The organism is Streptomyces sp. CMB-StM0423 (genome assembly GCF_002847285.1).
Taxonomy (GTDB): domain Bacteria; phylum Actinomycetota; class Actinomycetes; order Streptomycetales; family Streptomycetaceae; genus Streptomyces.
This window is the reverse complement of record NZ_CP025407.1, coordinates 646,545-660,846: the sequence shown is the minus strand read 5'-3', so window position 1 is coordinate 660,846 and position 14,302 is coordinate 646,545. Positions and strand designations below refer to the sequence as shown.

The 14,302-nt window shown below is 75.5% G+C and carries 13 protein-coding genes; 9 read left to right on the top strand and 4 right to left on the bottom strand.

Annotation, left to right across the window (positions count from 1 at the left end):
- The first annotated feature begins 6 nt into the window (after nucleotides 1–6).
- The 5 genes from CXR04_RS02740 to CXR04_RS02720 are packed head-to-tail and all read left to right on the top strand — an operon-like array spanning nucleotide 7 to nucleotide 5,541.
- Nucleotides 7–2,595 (top strand): sensor histidine kinase, encoded by a 2,589-nt coding sequence (locus tag CXR04_RS02740; RefSeq protein WP_234380007.1) that lies wholly within the window; start codon nucleotides 7–9, stop codon nucleotides 2,593–2,595.
- Nucleotides 2,592–3,032 (top strand): roadblock/LC7 domain-containing protein, encoded by a 441-nt coding sequence (locus CXR04_RS02735; RefSeq protein WP_101420305.1) that lies wholly within the window; start codon nucleotides 2,592–2,594, stop codon nucleotides 3,030–3,032. The genes CXR04_RS02740 and CXR04_RS02735 overlap by 4 nt, the downstream gene beginning before the upstream one ends.
- Entirely contained in the window at nucleotides 3,032–3,388 is a 357-nt protein-coding gene (locus CXR04_RS02730) for a DUF742 domain-containing protein (protein WP_101420304.1), read from the top strand. The genes CXR04_RS02735 and CXR04_RS02730 overlap by 1 nt, the downstream gene beginning before the upstream one ends.
- Nucleotides 3,375–3,977 carry a GTP-binding protein gene (locus tag CXR04_RS02725; protein WP_101420303.1) on the top strand — a complete coding sequence of 201 codons (603 nt, stop codon included), beginning with the start codon at nucleotides 3,375–3,377 and terminating at the stop codon, nucleotides 3,975–3,977. Before CXR04_RS02730 ends, CXR04_RS02725 begins: the two co-directional genes overlap by 14 nt.
- A 22-nt stretch (nucleotides 3,978–3,999) precedes the next feature.
- Nucleotides 4,000–5,541: an FGGY family carbohydrate kinase gene (locus CXR04_RS02720; RefSeq protein ID WP_101420302.1), complete on the top strand. Its 1,542-nt coding sequence runs from the start codon at nucleotides 4,000–4,002 to the stop codon at nucleotides 5,539–5,541.
- Nucleotides 5,542–5,558: 17 nt separating this feature from the next.
- Here the strand turns inward: CXR04_RS02720 and CXR04_RS02715 are convergent, their stop codons facing one another.
- On the bottom strand, nucleotides 5,559–6,737 hold the full coding sequence (locus tag CXR04_RS02715) for an endonuclease/exonuclease/phosphatase family protein (protein ID WP_234380006.1): 1,179 nt from the start codon (nucleotides 6,735–6,737) through the stop codon (nucleotides 5,559–5,561).
- 190 nt (nucleotides 6,738–6,927) lie between these two features.
- On the opposite strand from CXR04_RS02715, the gene CXR04_RS02710 reads away from it, so the two are divergent.
- Both CXR04_RS02710 and CXR04_RS02705 read left to right on the top strand, forming a co-directional pair.
- A complete protein-coding gene (locus CXR04_RS02710) occupies nucleotides 6,928–7,779 on the top strand; it encodes a glycerophosphodiester phosphodiesterase (protein ID WP_101420301.1) in 852 nt (283 codons plus the stop codon).
- Nucleotides 7,780–7,931: 152 nt separating this feature from the next.
- Complete coding sequence (locus CXR04_RS02705; protein WP_101420300.1) at nucleotides 7,932–8,882, top strand: beta-ketoacyl-ACP synthase III; 951 nt, start codon at nucleotides 7,932–7,934, stop codon at nucleotides 8,880–8,882.
- A gap of 19 nt (nucleotides 8,883–8,901) precedes the next feature.
- Here the strand turns inward: CXR04_RS02705 and CXR04_RS02700 are convergent, their stop codons facing one another.
- From CXR04_RS02700 to CXR04_RS35085, 3 genes are all read right to left on the bottom strand, one after another.
- Entirely contained in the window at nucleotides 8,902–9,804 is a 903-nt protein-coding gene (locus CXR04_RS02700) for an aldo/keto reductase (protein WP_101420299.1), read from the bottom strand.
- Nucleotides 9,805–9,868: 64 nt separating this feature from the next.
- On the bottom strand, nucleotides 9,869–10,633 hold the full coding sequence (locus CXR04_RS02695) for a bestrophin-like domain (RefSeq protein WP_101420298.1): 765 nt from the start codon (nucleotides 10,631–10,633) through the stop codon (nucleotides 9,869–9,871).
- Nucleotides 10,634–10,666: 33 nt separating this feature from the next.
- Nucleotides 10,667–11,377 (bottom strand): hypothetical protein, encoded by a 711-nt coding sequence (locus CXR04_RS35085; protein WP_101420297.1) that lies wholly within the window; start codon nucleotides 11,375–11,377, stop codon nucleotides 10,667–10,669.
- Nucleotides 11,378–11,591: 214 nt separating this feature from the next.
- Here CXR04_RS35085 and CXR04_RS02685 point away from each other — a divergent pair, with 214 nt between their 5' ends.
- Nucleotides 11,592–12,878: a sulfite oxidase gene (locus tag CXR04_RS02685; protein ID WP_101420296.1), complete on the top strand. Its 1,287-nt coding sequence runs from the start codon at nucleotides 11,592–11,594 to the stop codon at nucleotides 12,876–12,878.
- Nucleotides 12,879–12,954: 76 nt separating this feature from the next.
- Nucleotides 12,955–14,172 carry a cysteine desulfurase-like protein gene (locus CXR04_RS02680; protein WP_101420295.1) on the top strand — a complete coding sequence of 406 codons (1,218 nt, stop codon included), beginning with the start codon at nucleotides 12,955–12,957 and terminating at the stop codon, nucleotides 14,170–14,172.
- Nucleotides 14,173–14,302: the final 130 nt, after the last annotated feature.

Here is a 14,302-nt window from a genome sequence, read left to right as displayed (position 1 = left end):
GGTCCGATGTCCGCAACCACCCATCCCGCCCACGCCGGGCGCCCCATGCGCCTGCGTACGCTCCTTCGCATCCTGGCCGCGGTCGTCACGGCGGCGCTCGCGGCCCTCGCCGCGGTCGGCGCCGTCCGGGAGCTGAACCGGGCCGGGGCCGTGCAGGACTACGCCGACACCCTCGACCGGCTCCAGCAGCCGTCGTTCGCGCTCGTCACCGAGCTGCAGGCCGAGCGCCGCATGACCGCGCTGCACTGGGCCCGCGGCCCGGTCAACGCCGCCCAGCTCGGCAACCAGCAGGCCCTGACCGACGAGGCCGCCTTCGCCCTCCGCGAGCTGGCGGACGAGGCCCCCGACACCGCCGTCCGCCCGCCGCTCGAAGCCGCCCTGCGGGGCGTCGCCGGCCTCGCCGGGGTACGCGAACGCGCCGCCGAGCGTTCCGGGGACCGGGACGAGGCCCTGGAGGCGTACACCCGCGCCATCGAGCAGACCATCGCCGTGCACATCCGGGTACGCGCCCACAACGGCAGCCTCGCCCAGGGTTCCCGCCCGCTGACCGCCCTGCTCCAGGCCGGCGAGTCACTGGCGCTCCAGGACACCCTGCTGGCGGGCGCGAAGGACGGCCGGCTGTCCGCGGCGGACCACGCCCGCTTCGCCCAGGCCGTCGGCGTGCAGCGGTTCGCGTACGGCACGCTGGCGGGCCCGCTGCTGCCCGGCGGGGAGAAGGCCCGCTACGACGCCGTCACCGACTCGAAGGAGTGGGCGGAGAAGACCCGGATCGAGGACGAGGTGCTCGGCGTGAGCCGGGAATCCGGCAGCCCCGTGAGGCTGCCCGCCGCGACCGCCGGGTGGCAGGAGACGTACGAGCACCTCGGCCCGGGCCTCGCGGGGCTGGCCACCGCCCGGATCCAGGCGCTGGCCGGCGACGCGGACGACCGGGCAGGCGAGCTGCGTATGACGGCGTACGCCATCGCCGCCGGCGGCGTCGTACTGGTCGCGATCGTGCTCGGCACCGTGCTGTGGATCAGCCGCACCATCGTGCGCCGGGCCGAGGAGGTGCGCTCCAGCGCGCTGGGCGTCGCCCGGCGGCAGTTGCCGCAGATGATCGTCAGGCTCCAGCGCGGCGAGGAGGTCGACCTGTCGGCGCTGCCCACGCAGGTCGCCGCGGCCGACGAGTTCGGCGAGATCTCCAACGTCGTCGCCCGGCTGGCGGAGGAGGTGGTCGAGGCGGCGCGGCTGGTGCACGAGGAGCGGTTCGGCTTCGAGAAGTTCGCCGAGGGCGTCACCATGCGGTCCGTCACCCTCATCTTCGCCGTGCTGCGCACGCTGGACGAACTGCAGCACCGCTACGCCGACACCGACCCCGCGCTGCTGTCCGAGCTGTACGGGCTGGACCACCTCACCGTGCGGGTGCGCCGCCAGTTGGAGAACCTGCTGGTGCTCTCCGGCGGCGCGGTCACCAACCCGCACACCGAACCCGTGCACATCGCCAACCTGATCGTCGACGCCGCCGGCGAGTCCCGCGGCTTCGCCCAGGTCACCAAGGAGTTCCAGGCCGAGGCGTGGGTGGTGCCGGAGGTGGCGGGGGAGCTGACCCACCTGATCGCCGAGCTGATCGAGAACGCCACCACCTACTCGCCCAGCGGCTACGAGGTCTTCGTCCGCGCCACCCACACCGCCACCGGCGTCGCCATCGAGGTCGAGGACAAGGGGCGGGCGCCGGAGAGCTGGTACTTCGAGGCGCTCAACGGGCGGCTGCTGGACGTGCCGCCCTACGCGGTGCTCGCCAAGTCCTCCGACCAGCTCGGCCTCTTCGTGGTCGGGCAGTTGGCGCAGCGCCACGGGGTACGGGTCACGCTCCAGCAGGGCCGCTTCGGCGGCGTGCTGGCGGTGGTGCTGGTGCCGTCCGCGCTGCTGACCGGCGCGCCGGAGCAGTTGGCGGACCGCACCCCGGTACGCAAGCCGCCGCCGGGGCGCTCCGGGCCGCGGCCCGCGAAGCGGCGCGAGCCGACGGCGGCCGGTCTGGTACGCCGCGAGCCGGCGCGCGCCGGCGGGCCGACCGGTCCGGTACGCCCCATCGACCCGGCGCCCGGCCTGGCACCGGCCCGCCCGGCGGACGACGGCGCACAGGGCCCGGAGCGTGACCGCCCGGCGGCACCCGTCGAGCCCGAGCCCGAGCCCGAGCCCGAGCCCGAGCCCGAGCCCGAGCCCGAGCCCGGGACCGCCCCCGCCGCGCCCGCCGCCCCCGAGCACGTACGCGCCGAGGAACCCCTGCCCGTACGCGCCAGGAAGCCCCACCCGGAACCGGCCGCCGGGCCGGCGCCGCGACCCGTACACGAACGGACCGAGGAGCCGCCTGTCCCCGCCACCCCCCAGACCGCGACCGAGCCGCCCCCCGGGGCCGGGCCGGCGCCCGCGCGTCCCGCCGCCCGCGCCGGCGGGCTGCCCCAGCGCGTACCCGGCACCAGCATGGCCGGCCAACTGCGCGACGGCAGGCGCCGGCCCGCCACCGCCATGGACCGACGCCCGCTCGACAGCATCGAGTCGGCGTTCACCCAGCTTCAGGAAGCCCTGACCGACCCGGAGGAAGACAGCGACCGATGAGCAGCCTCAGGCACGTGAAGAACGTCATCCCCGCGAGCCCGGAGGACGCGGCCGTCTTCGACAACCTCCGCGACAACCTGCAACTCGTGCCGGACCTCACCGGCTTCGTGCTGCTCGCCGACGACGGCCTCGCCCTCTGCGGCTACGGCCTGGACTGGACCCGCGAGGACGTCCAGACCATCGCCGCCGCCTGCTCCGGCCTCGCCAGCCTCGCCGACGGGCTGTCGATGCCGGTCGACGGCGGGTCCGTCCTGCATCTGAACATCACCATGGAGCACAGCCACCTCATCCTCACCGCCTGCGGCAACGGCAGCACCCTGGTCGTCTACACCTCGGGCCCCGAGTCCATCGGCCTCGCCATGCGCGAGACCGTCCGCGTCGCCCGCGCCTTCAAGCACCAGCTCGGCGTCGGGGACCGCAAGGCTCGAATCCGGTAATGAGCGCGCCACGGGGAACGCGCAGGACACGGACGTTCGCGCTCACCGGATCGCGCACCGACCGGGCGCCCGGTGAGCAGTTCACCATGCACTCCACGGTCCGCGCCGCCGTGCCGCCCGACGACGCGCGCAGCATCCCGGAGGAGTGGCAGACGATCCTGCGGCTGTGCGCGGGGCCCGGCATCGCCGTGGCCGAGCTGGCGGCCCGGATCGGGATGCGGCTGACGCCCGCCGCCGTCCTCCTGGCCCAGCTCCTGGAACAGGGGCTCATCGAGCACAGACCGCCGATGAGCGATCCGGACGCCATGAACATCGACTTCCTCCGACGAATCAGGAGCGGCCTTGAGCGAGCCTGACACCGAGGCCCCGGACGCCGTCTGGGACGCCTACCTCCCGCCCGTGAAGATCCTCGTGGCCGGCGGGTTCGGGGTGGGCAAGACCACGGCGGTCGGCGCCGTCAGCGAGATCAAGCCGCTGCGCACGGAGGAGCGGCTGAGCGCGGCCGGGGTGGGCGTGGACGACCTGTCCGGCATCGAGCAGAAGTCGGCCACCACCGTGGCCATGGACTTCGGCCGGATCACCCTGGACGTGGCGGTGCTGATGCTGTTCGGCACCCCGGGCCAGGAGCGGTTCTGGTTCATGTGGGACGACCTGCTGCGCGGCGCGCTCGGCGCGGTGGTGCTCGTCGACACCCGGCGGCTGGACCGCTCGTTCGCCGCCGTCGACTTCTTCGAGAGCCGCGACCTGCCGTTCGTCGTGGCCGCCAACTGCTTCCACGGCGAGCAGGACTACGATCCGGAGGAGATCCGCGACGCGCTCACCCTGAAGGAGCCCACCACCCCGATCGTCCTGTTCGACGCCCGCGAGCGCGAGTCGGTACGCGGCGTGCTGCTCGCCCTGATGGACCATCTGATCGCGGCCGCGGAACCCGCCCACGCCCGGTGACCACAAGGAGGCCCGCCCCGCCATGACCACCGTGCTCGCCATCGACCAGGGCACCTCCGGCACCAAGGCACTCGTCGTCGACCCGGAGGCGCAGGACGGCGGCAGCGGCGTGGTCGCCGTCGCCGAGGTGCCGGTGACGCCCGACTACCTGCCGGGCGGCGGGGTGGAGCAGGACCCGGCGCAGTTGCTGGCCTCGGTGCTGGCCGCCGGGCGGCAGGCCGTGGCCGCCGCGGGCCGGCCGGTGCACGCGGTGGCGCTCGCCAACCAGGGCGAGACCGTACTGGCCTGGGACCGCACCACCGGCAAGCCGTTGTCGCGGGCGGTGAGCTGGCAGGACTCCAGGTCGCAGCGGCAGTGCGACGCGCGCGCGGACGCCGCCGGGTGGGTCGCCCGGCGCACCGGGCTGGTCCTCAACCCCTACTTCTCCGCACCGAAGATGGCCTGGCTGCGGGAGAACGGCGTCCGCGAGGGCGTCGTCACCACCACCGACACCTGGCTGCTGCACCACCTCACCGGCGCGTACGTCACCGACGCGGCCACCGCCAGCCGCTCGCTGCTGCTCGACCTCGACGCCGTCGACTGGGACCCCGGACTGGTCGCCCTCTTCGGTCTCGATCCCGCCGAGCTGCCGCGGATCACGGCCTGCGACGAGGTGGCCGGGACCACCGCCGCCTTCGGCGCCGAGGTGCCGGTCGCCGGGCTCGTGGTGGACCAGCAGGCGGCGCTGTTCGGCGAGGGCTGCCTGACCGCGGGCACCGCCAAGTGCACGTACGGGACCGGGGCGTTCCTCCTCGCCAACACCGGCGAGGCCGCGGTGCGCTCCGGCTCCGGGCTGACCACGTCGGTCGCCTGGCGGGCCCGCGGCGCCACGCCGTACTGCGTGGACGGGCAGGTGTACACGGCGGCCTCGGCGGTGCGCTGGCTGACCGAGCTGGGCCTGGTCGGCTCGGCGGCGGAGCTGGACGAGGTGGCGGCCGCGGACGCCGCAGGGGTGGTGTGCGTGCCGTCGTTCGCGGGGCTCGCCGCGCCCTGGTGGCGCTCGGAGGCCACCGCGTCGTTCGCCGGGCTGACGCTGGCCAGCCGCCGCGAGCACCTGGTGCTCGCCGTGCTGCAGGGCGTCGCCGCCCAGGTCGCGGAGGTCACCGGGCTGGTCGCCGCCGACCTCGGCGGCCCGCTCACCCGGCTGCGGGTGGACGGCGGGCTGACCCGCAGCCGCACGCTGATGCAGGCGCAGGCCGACCTCGCGCAGGTGCCCGTCGACGTCTACCCCTCGCCGCACGCCACCGCGCTCGGCGCGGCCGCGCTGGCCCGGATGGCGCTGGAGCCGGAGCTGCCGGCGGCGGACGCGGTGCCGCGGTGGACGCCGGGCAGGACGTACGAGCCCCGCTGGCCGCGGGCGCGCGCGGAGGAGTTCCTCGACCGCTGGCGTACGGCCGCGGGCGCGGCGCTGCCGCGGCAGGACGCGCCGGACCCCGCAGGTACGGACGGCCCGCCGCCGGAGAACACCGGGCCGGCGGACAGCGGGTCCGCGGACGGCGGGCAGGCGGCGGACGGCCGCGGCTGAGCCGCCGCCGGCGCTGGCTACCGCCCGCCGCCGAGCCGCAGTTCGGCGACCACCCCCGCGTGGTCCGACGGCCAGAACCCCGTCGGCGCCGAGCGGTCCGCCTCCCGGTCGCCGACCACCTCCGCCGCGACCGCCCGCACGCCGTCCGGCTCGTACAGCACGTGGTCGATGCGGTGGGAGAGTTCGTCCCCGGCCAGCAGCGACCCGCTCTGCCCCGCCGTCCAGCCGCCCTCCGGGTCGCCGCCCGCCGCGGTCCAGACGTCCGCGTAGCCGGCTTCGGCGAGGATCCCGTAGGCGCCGGAGGTGTCGGTGGGGCGGGAGTTGAAGTCGCCGGTCAGGACGACGGGGTGCGGCGAGCCGGCGAGCGCGGCGGCCAGCTCGCGGGCCTGGGCGGCGCGCACGTCGGGGGTGCCGAACGCCTCCAGGTGGGTGGTGGCGAAGCGGAACGTCCCGCCGCGCACCGTGACGTCCACGGACGACCAGCCGCGCGGCACCTCGAAGGAGAGGCCGGGGATCCGGGAGGGCAGGGTGACCTTCGCGTCGTACGCCGCGGAGGCGGCGCGCGACGTACGCGGCCGGGAGGCGGGCGGCCCGTCGCGTACGACGATCACGTCCCGGTCGGTGAACCGCGCCTCCTCGGCGGCCGAGACGGGCATCCGGCCGGTGAAGTTGTCGTTCGCGGCGACGGCCCGGTAGGGGGTGCCGCGGGCCGCCAGCTCGTCGAGCAGCAGCCGCAGGAAGTCGTAGCGGACCGTCAGTTCGCCGCCCGCGGGACCCCGCTCCCAGCGGGCCACCTCCTGGAGCCCCACGACGTCGGGCGCGCGCGCCGCCAGCAGCTCTGCGAGGGCCGCCGCGCGCTCGCGGAAGTCCGTCGCCTCCATCGCCGCGTACACCTCGTCCGCGCGCGCGACCAGCTCCGCCTGGCTGCCCGCGTCGAACAGGGGCTTCAAGTCGGCGCCCAGGTAGACGTTGTACGTCGCCACGCCCACGGCGCGCGCCCGGCGCCCGTCGCCGTCGTCGCGCGCCTGCCCGTCCTCCCGCGCCCGCTCCGTGCCCGGCGCCTGGTGCTCCCGCGGCCCGCCGTCCGGCTCCGGCCCCTGCCTGCCCGGCGCACCGCACCCGGCCCCCAGCGCCGTGACCAGCGCCGCCAGCACCACCAGACCGGCCAGCTTCCCGCCGCGCCGTACGCTCCGCATCGCTCCGCCCCTCCCGCGCACCGCCGGCCACCGGGACCGTACGCGCACACCGCATCCCAGCACCCGGGACGCTTCCGGGCAAGCATGGTCATGTCCCGACCACGGCCCCTTTACGTGATCGTCCGTCTTGTTTAACGTCACGTCTTCAGCCTCGGCAGCACCACCAACACCACGAGAGCGAAGGTCAATTGTGAAGCTCGTGAGATCCCTGCTGCGGGCGGCGCCCGTCCTCGCGGCCCTGACGGCCGCCGGCATCCTCGCCGGCGCATCCGCCGCCCAGGCAGCGCCCGCCGGGCCCGACGTCATCGCCCACCGCGGCTCCTCCGGCGTGGCGCCCGAGAACACCGCGGCGGCGACCCGGCTGGCGGTCCGCCAGGACGCCGACTTCGTCGAGATCGACGTGCAGCGCACCAAGGACGGCAAGCTCGTCAACTTCCACGACTGCACCATGGAGCGGACCACCGACATCGAGGAGGTCTACCCGGGTCGGCCGAGCTACCGCGTCTCCGACTTCACCTGGGCCGAGCTGAGCCGCCTGGACGCCGGCTCCTGGTTCTCCGCCAGGTACGCCGGCGAGCCGGTCATCACCGTCGACCGCGTCATCGACCTCGTCGACCGGAAGTCCGGCCTGCTCGCCGAGATCAGCCCGTGCGGGCACTACGACGCCGGCCTGCCCGCCGACCTGGCCGAGCTGCTGCAGGCCAAGCCGCGCTACGTGCAGCGCGCGCTGGCGAACGGCCAACTGGCCGTCCAGTCCTTCGAGCTGGACGACGCGCAGGGCTTCAAGAACCTGATGCCCGAGGTGCCCATCGGCTTCCTCGACGCCGACCGCCCCACCGAGGCCGAGCTGATCGCCCTGAGCGAGTGGGCGGACCAGGTGAACCCGCAGTACACCGTCACCGACCAGGCCCTGGTCGACCGCGTCCACGAGCTGGGCATGGACATCAACGTCTGGACCGTCGACGAGCCCGGCGCGATGCGCAGGATGGCCGGTCTCGGCGTCGACGGCATCATCACCGACTACCCGCAGTCCCTCACGTAGGGGTACGCGGGAGGCAAGGCGGCGGCGCGGCAATGGCACACCCCGCCAAAGACCCGCGCCGCCGCTTTGATGGATCTCCACTGCCCAACCCGGGGCACACCCGGCAGACTCGAAGGGCAGCGGACGACCAGTCACCCCAGCGGAGGCGGCCCATGACCGGATCGCGGATCCTCGCCCTCGGCCACTACCAGCCCGGCAAGGTGCTGACGAACGACGACCTGGCGACGTTCGTCGACACGAACGACGAGTGGATCCGCAGCCGGGTCGGTATCCGCGCCCGGCACGTCGCGGCCGACGACGAGACCGTGGACATGATGGCCGCGCACGCCGCCGCCAAGGCACTCGCCGGCGCCGGCACCAAGACCGAGGACGTCGACCTGGTCATGGTCGCCACCTGCACCGCCGAGCACCGGGTGCCGAGCATGGCCGCGCGGGTCGCGGAGCGGCTCGGCATCCCCTCGCCCGCCGCCATCGACGTCAACGTCTCCTGCTCCGGCTTCACCCACGCCCTCGCCCAGGCCGACCACACCCTCCGGGCCGGCGCCGCGAGCCGCGCCCTGGTCATCGCCGCGGAGAAACTGACGGGCGTCACCGACTGGAACGACCGCTCCACCGCCGTCCTCACCGGCGACGGCGCCGGTGCCGCCGTGGTCGCCCCCGCGGCGGGGCCCGAAGACGCGGGCGCCATCGGCCCCGTCGTGTGGGGCTCCGCGCCCGGGATGGGATCGGCGGTACGTATCGAGGGCTCACCGCCCGTCTTCGCCCAGGAGGGCCAGGCCGTCTACCGCTGGGCCGTCAAGGAGCTGCCGCCGATCGTCCGCCGGGTCTGCGAGCGCGGCGGCGTGGCGCCGGCCGACCTCGCCGCGATCGTGCTGCACCAGGCGAACCTGCGGATCATCGAGCCGCTCGCGCGCAGCCTCGGCGCCCCGCAGGCCGTCGTCGCCACCGACGTCACCGAGTCGGGCAACACCTCGGGGGCGAGTGTGCCGCTGGCCTTCTCCAAGCTGGTGGCGCGCGGCGAGGTGGAGTCCGGCGCGCCGGTGCTGCTCTTCGCCTTCGGCGGCAATCTGTCGTACGCGGGCCAGGTCGTGCGCTGCCCGTAGCGCCTCGCCCCGCGCCCGGTCAGCCGCCGAGCGCCGACAGCCGGGTGAACTGCTCGTCCGACAGCGCCAGATCCCGCGCCGCCGCGTTCTCCGCCAGGTGGTCGAGCGACGTGGTGCCCGGGATGGGCAGCACGTTCGGCGCCCGCCGCAGCAGCCAGGCCAGCGCCGTCTGCGCCGGCGTGGCGCCCAGCTCGGCCGCCACCTCCGCGACCGGGCCGCCGGGCGCGGCCAGCGTGCCGACGGCCATCGGGAAGTACGGCACGAAGGCGATGCCCTCGGCGGCGGTGTAGTCGACGACGGCCTCGTGCTGGCGCATCGCGAGGTTGTAGAGGTTCTGCACGGAGGCGATCGTGGCGATCTCGCGCGCCGCGCGCAGTTGGACGACGTCGACCTCGGACAGCCCGATGTGCCGCACCTTGCCCTCGTCCTGGAGCTCCTTCAGCGTCCCGACCTGGTCGGCGAGCGGCACGTCCGCGTCGACGCGGTGCAGTTGGAACAGGTCGATGCGGTCGGTACGCAGCCGGCGCAGGCTCAGCTCCGCCTGCTGCCGCAGATACGCGGGGCGCCCCAGCGGCACCCACTGCCCGGGGCCGGGCCGGGCGAGCCCGGCCTTCGTGGCGACCACGACCCCCTCCGGATACGGGTGCAGCGCCTCGGCGACGACCTCCTCGACGGCGCCGAGGCCGTACGAGTCGGCGGTGTCGACGAGCCCCACGCCCAGCTCGACCGCGCGGCGCAGCACGGCGACGGCGCCGGCCCGGTCCCGCGGCGGCTCCCAGATGACCGCTTCCGACGGGAGGATGCCGGGGTGGTCGGTGAGCCGCATGGTGCCGTAGCCGATGCGGCCGACCGGCATGTCGCCGCCGATGTCGAACGTGGGGCCCGCGGCGCCCGGTACCGGTGCGGTCGGTGAGTGCGTCATGCGGCGACGCTACAACCTGAGGCGGCGCCCCGGCCCTCACCGACGCGGGGGGAGCGCCGGGGTGTCAGCCGGCGGCGTTCGGGAAGAGCGTGGTGAACGGCTCCAGCATGCCCGCCGAGTCGCGGACGTAGGGCTGGTCGAACTCCCAGACCAGGAAGAGCAGGAACGCCAGCAGCCCGCTGTGCAGCCCGGCGAGGATCAACTCGCGCGCCGAGCGCTGGATCTGCAGCGCGAAGACCATGCCCATCGCCACCAGGCCGCCGGCGATCAGCCCGAACCACACCAGCGACGGCATCGTCGGCCCCGAGTTCAACGCCCGTTCGTTGCGCGCCTCCTCGGCCGCGGCGATCTGGTCGCCGACCGCGTAGGCGGCGCGGTTCTCGGCGTCGGTCTCCGGCGCGTACGCGAAGAGCCCGCGGCGCACCTCGTCCAGCAGTTCGTCACCGCGCTCGCTCAGTCCTTCGCCGTCCTGCATCGCCGGCCACTCCTCGTGCACCGCGTAGCCGACGTACGCCGCGATGTCCGCCCGGATCTCCTCGCGCACCGGGGCCGGGTACTCGGCGAGCCGCTCGCTCGTCTCGTGCAGCGCGAACGCCTCCCGCTGCACCGAGTCCTCCGCGCTGCCCTTCGCCTCCCAGACGCCGGCGATGGCCAGACCCAGCACGATCGCGTACACCACCCCGATCATCATCGTCATGTACTCGATGACGTCGGGGGTCTCGGTGGGGTCGAACTCCTCGTCCGGGCGGCGGTGCCGGAGGACGGTGATGAGCACGACGACCGCGATGGCCGCGGCCATCGCGAGGGTGAGCATGAGCCATTCGGACACGGGCCGGCCTCCGGCGGTCGGGCTGCGGGGCGGTCAGGAGCGGTTGCGGGCCGCCGCGCCGGAGCCGCTGAGCGCGGCGGCGGCGAGAATCGCGGGGGCGACGAAGAGCAGCGTTCTGGTGACGGGCGAGGTGCCCTCGTCGACTTCCCGGGGCGGCGGCTCGTGGTAGAGGGGCCGCAGCGAGGGCGAAGGGGTGGGGGAGGGATCAGGGCTCGGCGTGCGGCTGGGCGAGGCTGAGGGTGCGGGGGTGGGCGCGGGGGTGGGTGTCGGCGTGGGGGCCGGGGGCACGGGCACGGTGGGCGGCGGCGCGGCGGGCTCGGGTGCGGCGGGCTCCGGCGGGTCGGGCGCGGGTGCACGTGGCGACGGCGCAGGCGACGGCGGGGACGGCGTGGCCGTCGGGGTGGGGCTCGGCGTGGGGGTCGGGGTCGGCGTGGGCTCGGGCGGCGCGGGGGTGGGCGTCGGCGAGGGCTTCTTGCCGCACCCCTGCCGTACCGCCTCCCCGACGCCCTGCTCCCGCGCGATCCGGCCCAGCTCGTCCAGCGGCAGGTCCACGCCGATGCGCACGCACCCGTCGGCGGGCCGCGCCCACCCCGGTACGGCGGCGGTCCGCGGGGCGTCGGCGGCGGCGGGGCCGGCGGCAAGGGCAGCGCCGGCGGCCGCGGCGGGGCCGGTGGCGAGCGCCGCCAGCAGCACGGCGGCGCGTACGGCGGGCCGCGCCGCGCGCGGTGTCTTCTCCCGGGTCACGGCCCGAAGTTGCTCCGCGCCACGCCCGACTACGCCCCCCGCGCCCGCAATCCACCCGCAGGCGCGGTCCGTCGCACCCGTACCTCGCACGAACGCTCGTCACTCGCGCCCCGGTTCGCCCCCGCGCGGGCCCGGCCGGCGGCCCGTACGCCCTCCGGGTGATTTCACGAGTTCTTCACAAACGGGCCATGGCGTTCTGTGGACGGTCGCCCGGATGATCGACGTCATGCCGAAAACGCAGCCGTCCGACGAGACCTCGTACGACCGCCGCCGCCTGCGCCAGTGGCTCGACGGCGACGCCCGCACCCCGGGCGTCGCCCGGCGCGACATGCTCCGGCTCTTCGCCGCCGCCGGCGGGGCCGGCGCGCTGGGCGCCCTCGGCGCGGCACCGGCGGGGGCGGCGCCGGCCGCGCCCCGGGCCGCCGCCGGCATCGTCAAGCCGCTGCCGCCCGAGCTGTTCACGATCCGCGGCACCAACGCCGAGACCAACTGGCCCGCCCTGAAGGACACCGGCTACCTCACGCCCGCCGACCGCTTCTTCGTCCGCAACCACACCGCCACCCCCGTGCTCGACGCCGCCGAGTGGAGCCTGCGCGTCTGGGGCGACGGACTGCGCGGCGGCGGGGCCGAGTTCGGGCTCGACGACCTCAAGGCACTGCCGTCCGCGGCCAGGTCCGCGTTCGTGGAGTGCGCGGGCAACGGCCGCAGCCTCTTCGCCTCCCAGCAGGGCGGCACCGTCTCCGGCACCTCGTGGTCGCTCGGCGCCATCGGCGTCGCGCGCTGGCGCGGCGCCCGGCTGGGCGACGTGCTGCGGCGGGCCGGGCTCACCCGGCACGCGGTCGACGTGATGCCGAGCGGGCTCGACGACGAATACGTCGCGGACGGGATCAACCTCGGCCACGTGCGCCGCCCGCTGCCCGTGGCCAAGGCGCTGGACGACGTGATCCTCGCGTACGAGATGAACGGCGAGCCGCTGCCCGCCGACCACGGGCACCCGGTGCGCGTGCTCGTGCCGTCGTGGGTCGGCATCTCCTCCATCAAGTGGGTCGGCGACGTGCAGGTCTCCGCCGAGCCGCTGTACTCGCCGTGGAACACCGACTTCTACCGGCTGTTCGGCACCGCCTACCCGCCCGAGGGCAGCGAGCCGCTCAGCCGGCAGACCCTCAAGAGCGCCTTCGAACTGCCCTGGAACGCCACCCTCGCCGCCGGCGAGACCCACCGCCTGACCGGCCGCTCCTGGTCCGGCGCGGGCGGTGTGCGGGCCGTGGAGGTCAGCACCGACGGCGGCGTCACCTGGCGCCGCGCCAAGCTCGCCGACGCCCCGCGCGCCGACGGCTGGGTGCGCTGGTCGGCCACCTGGCGGCCGGAGCGTCCCGGCCCCGCCGACGTACGCGCCCGCGCCACCGACGTGAGCGGCAGGACGCAGCCCGCGCAGACCGTCCACAACGACCAGGGCTACCTCTTCGACGCGGTCGTCCGGCACCCGGTCACCGTCGCCTGAGCCGCGGGCGGTCTCCCGCGCGCCGGGGGTGAGCGCGCACACTGGTGATCCCCCGGCACCAGGCAGGAGGCCGCCCGTGACGTACGACCTGGCCGCGCTACGCGCCCGCATCCCGGCGCTGAAGGACGGGACCGCCTACTTCGACGGCCCCGGCGGCACCCAGACGCCCGCCCCCGTCATCGAGGCGATGGCGGCGGCGCTGGCGGCCCCGCTGTCCAACCAGGGCCACGTCACCGCCGCCGAGCGCAACGCCGAGGCGATCGTGGCCGGCGCCCGGGCCGCGCTCGCCGACCTGCTCGGCGTGCCGGCCGGCGGCGTCGTCTTCGGGCGCAGCGCCACCCAGCTCACGTACGACGTCGCCCGCACCCTCGCCCGCGCGTGGGGGCCGGGCGACGAGGTCGTCGTCACCCGCCTCGACCACGACGCGAACATCCGCCCCTGGGTGCAGGCCGCCGAGCGCGCCGGGGCCGCGGTGCGCTGGTGCGACTTCGACCCGGACACCGGCGAGCTGACCCCCGGTCATCTGGCCGCCGTGCTCTCCGAGCGGACCCGGCTGGTCGCGGTCACCGCCGCCGCCAACCTCCTCGGTACCCGGCCGCCGGTGCCGGAGCTGGCCCGGATGGCCCACGATGCGGGGGCCCTGGTCCACGTCGACGGGGTGCACTACGCCGCGCACGCCGCCGTCGACGCCGAGGCGCTCGGCGCGGACTTCGTGGTCTGCTCCCCGTACAAGTTCCTCGGCCCGCACCTGGGCGTGCTCGGCGCCCGTCCAGAACTGCTGCGCAGCCTCGCGCCGGACAAGCTGCTGCCCGCCACCGACGCGGTGCCGCAGCGCTTCGAGCAGGGCACGCTGCCGTACGAGCTGCTGGCCGGGGCCCGCGCCGCGGTCGACTTCCTCGCCGGCCTCGACCCCGAGCCCGCCGCCGGCGGTGACCGCAGGGCGCGGCTGATCCGGGCGTACGCGGCGATCGAAGCCCACGAGGACGCGCTGCGGCTGCGCGCGGAGGACGGCCTCGCCGGACTGCCCGGCGTCACCCTGCGCTCCCGCGCCGCCCACCGCACCCCGACCCTGCTGCTCACCCTCGAAGGCCGCACCACCACCGACGCGTACCGCTTCCTGGCCGAGCGCGGCGTCAACGCCCCCTCCGGCTCCTTCTACGCCCTGGAGGCATCCCGCCGCCTCGGCCTCGGCGACGGCGGCGGCCTGCGGGCGGGTCTCGCGCCGTACAGTTCGGCCGAGGACGTCGACCGGCTGGTCGCGGGCCTCGGGGAATTCCTGCGTACGACGGCCTAGGTCTGTCTTCGATCTCGCGTCGTTCGCCCGCAGGGCGGGCCGCAGACGGGAGATTGAGGACGGAGCCTGGTTCCCCCGCCTCGGATGCGGTCCTACAGTGGCGCACACGACAGCGCCACGGACCCGTCCG

Excerpts from the sequence above, each read along its gene's own strand:
- CXR04_RS02720 (WP_101420302.1), top strand. The coding sequence starts at position 4,000 with ATGACCACCGTGCTCGCCATCGACCAGGGCACCTCCGGCACCAAGGCA.
- CXR04_RS02685 (WP_101420296.1), top strand. The coding sequence starts at position 11,592 with ATGATCGACGTCATGCCGAAAACGCAGCCGTCCGACGAGACCTCGTAC.
- CXR04_RS02735 (WP_101420305.1), top strand. The coding sequence starts at position 2,592 with ATGAGCAGCCTCAGGCACGTGAAGAACGTCATCCCCGCGAGCCCGGAG.
- CXR04_RS02700 (WP_101420299.1), bottom strand. The coding sequence starts at position 9,804 with ATGACGCACTCACCGACCGCACCGGTACCGGGCGCCGCGGGCCCCACG.
- CXR04_RS02730 (WP_101420304.1), top strand. The coding sequence starts at position 3,032 with ATGAGCGCGCCACGGGGAACGCGCAGGACACGGACGTTCGCGCTCACC.
- CXR04_RS02740 (WP_234380007.1), top strand. The coding sequence starts at position 7 with ATGTCCGCAACCACCCATCCCGCCCACGCCGGGCGCCCCATGCGCCTG.
- CXR04_RS02715 (WP_234380006.1), bottom strand. The coding sequence starts at position 6,737 with ATGCGGAGCGTACGGCGCGGCGGGAAGCTGGCCGGTCTGGTGGTGCTG.
- CXR04_RS02705 (WP_101420300.1), top strand. The coding sequence starts at position 7,932 with ATGACCGGATCGCGGATCCTCGCCCTCGGCCACTACCAGCCCGGCAAG.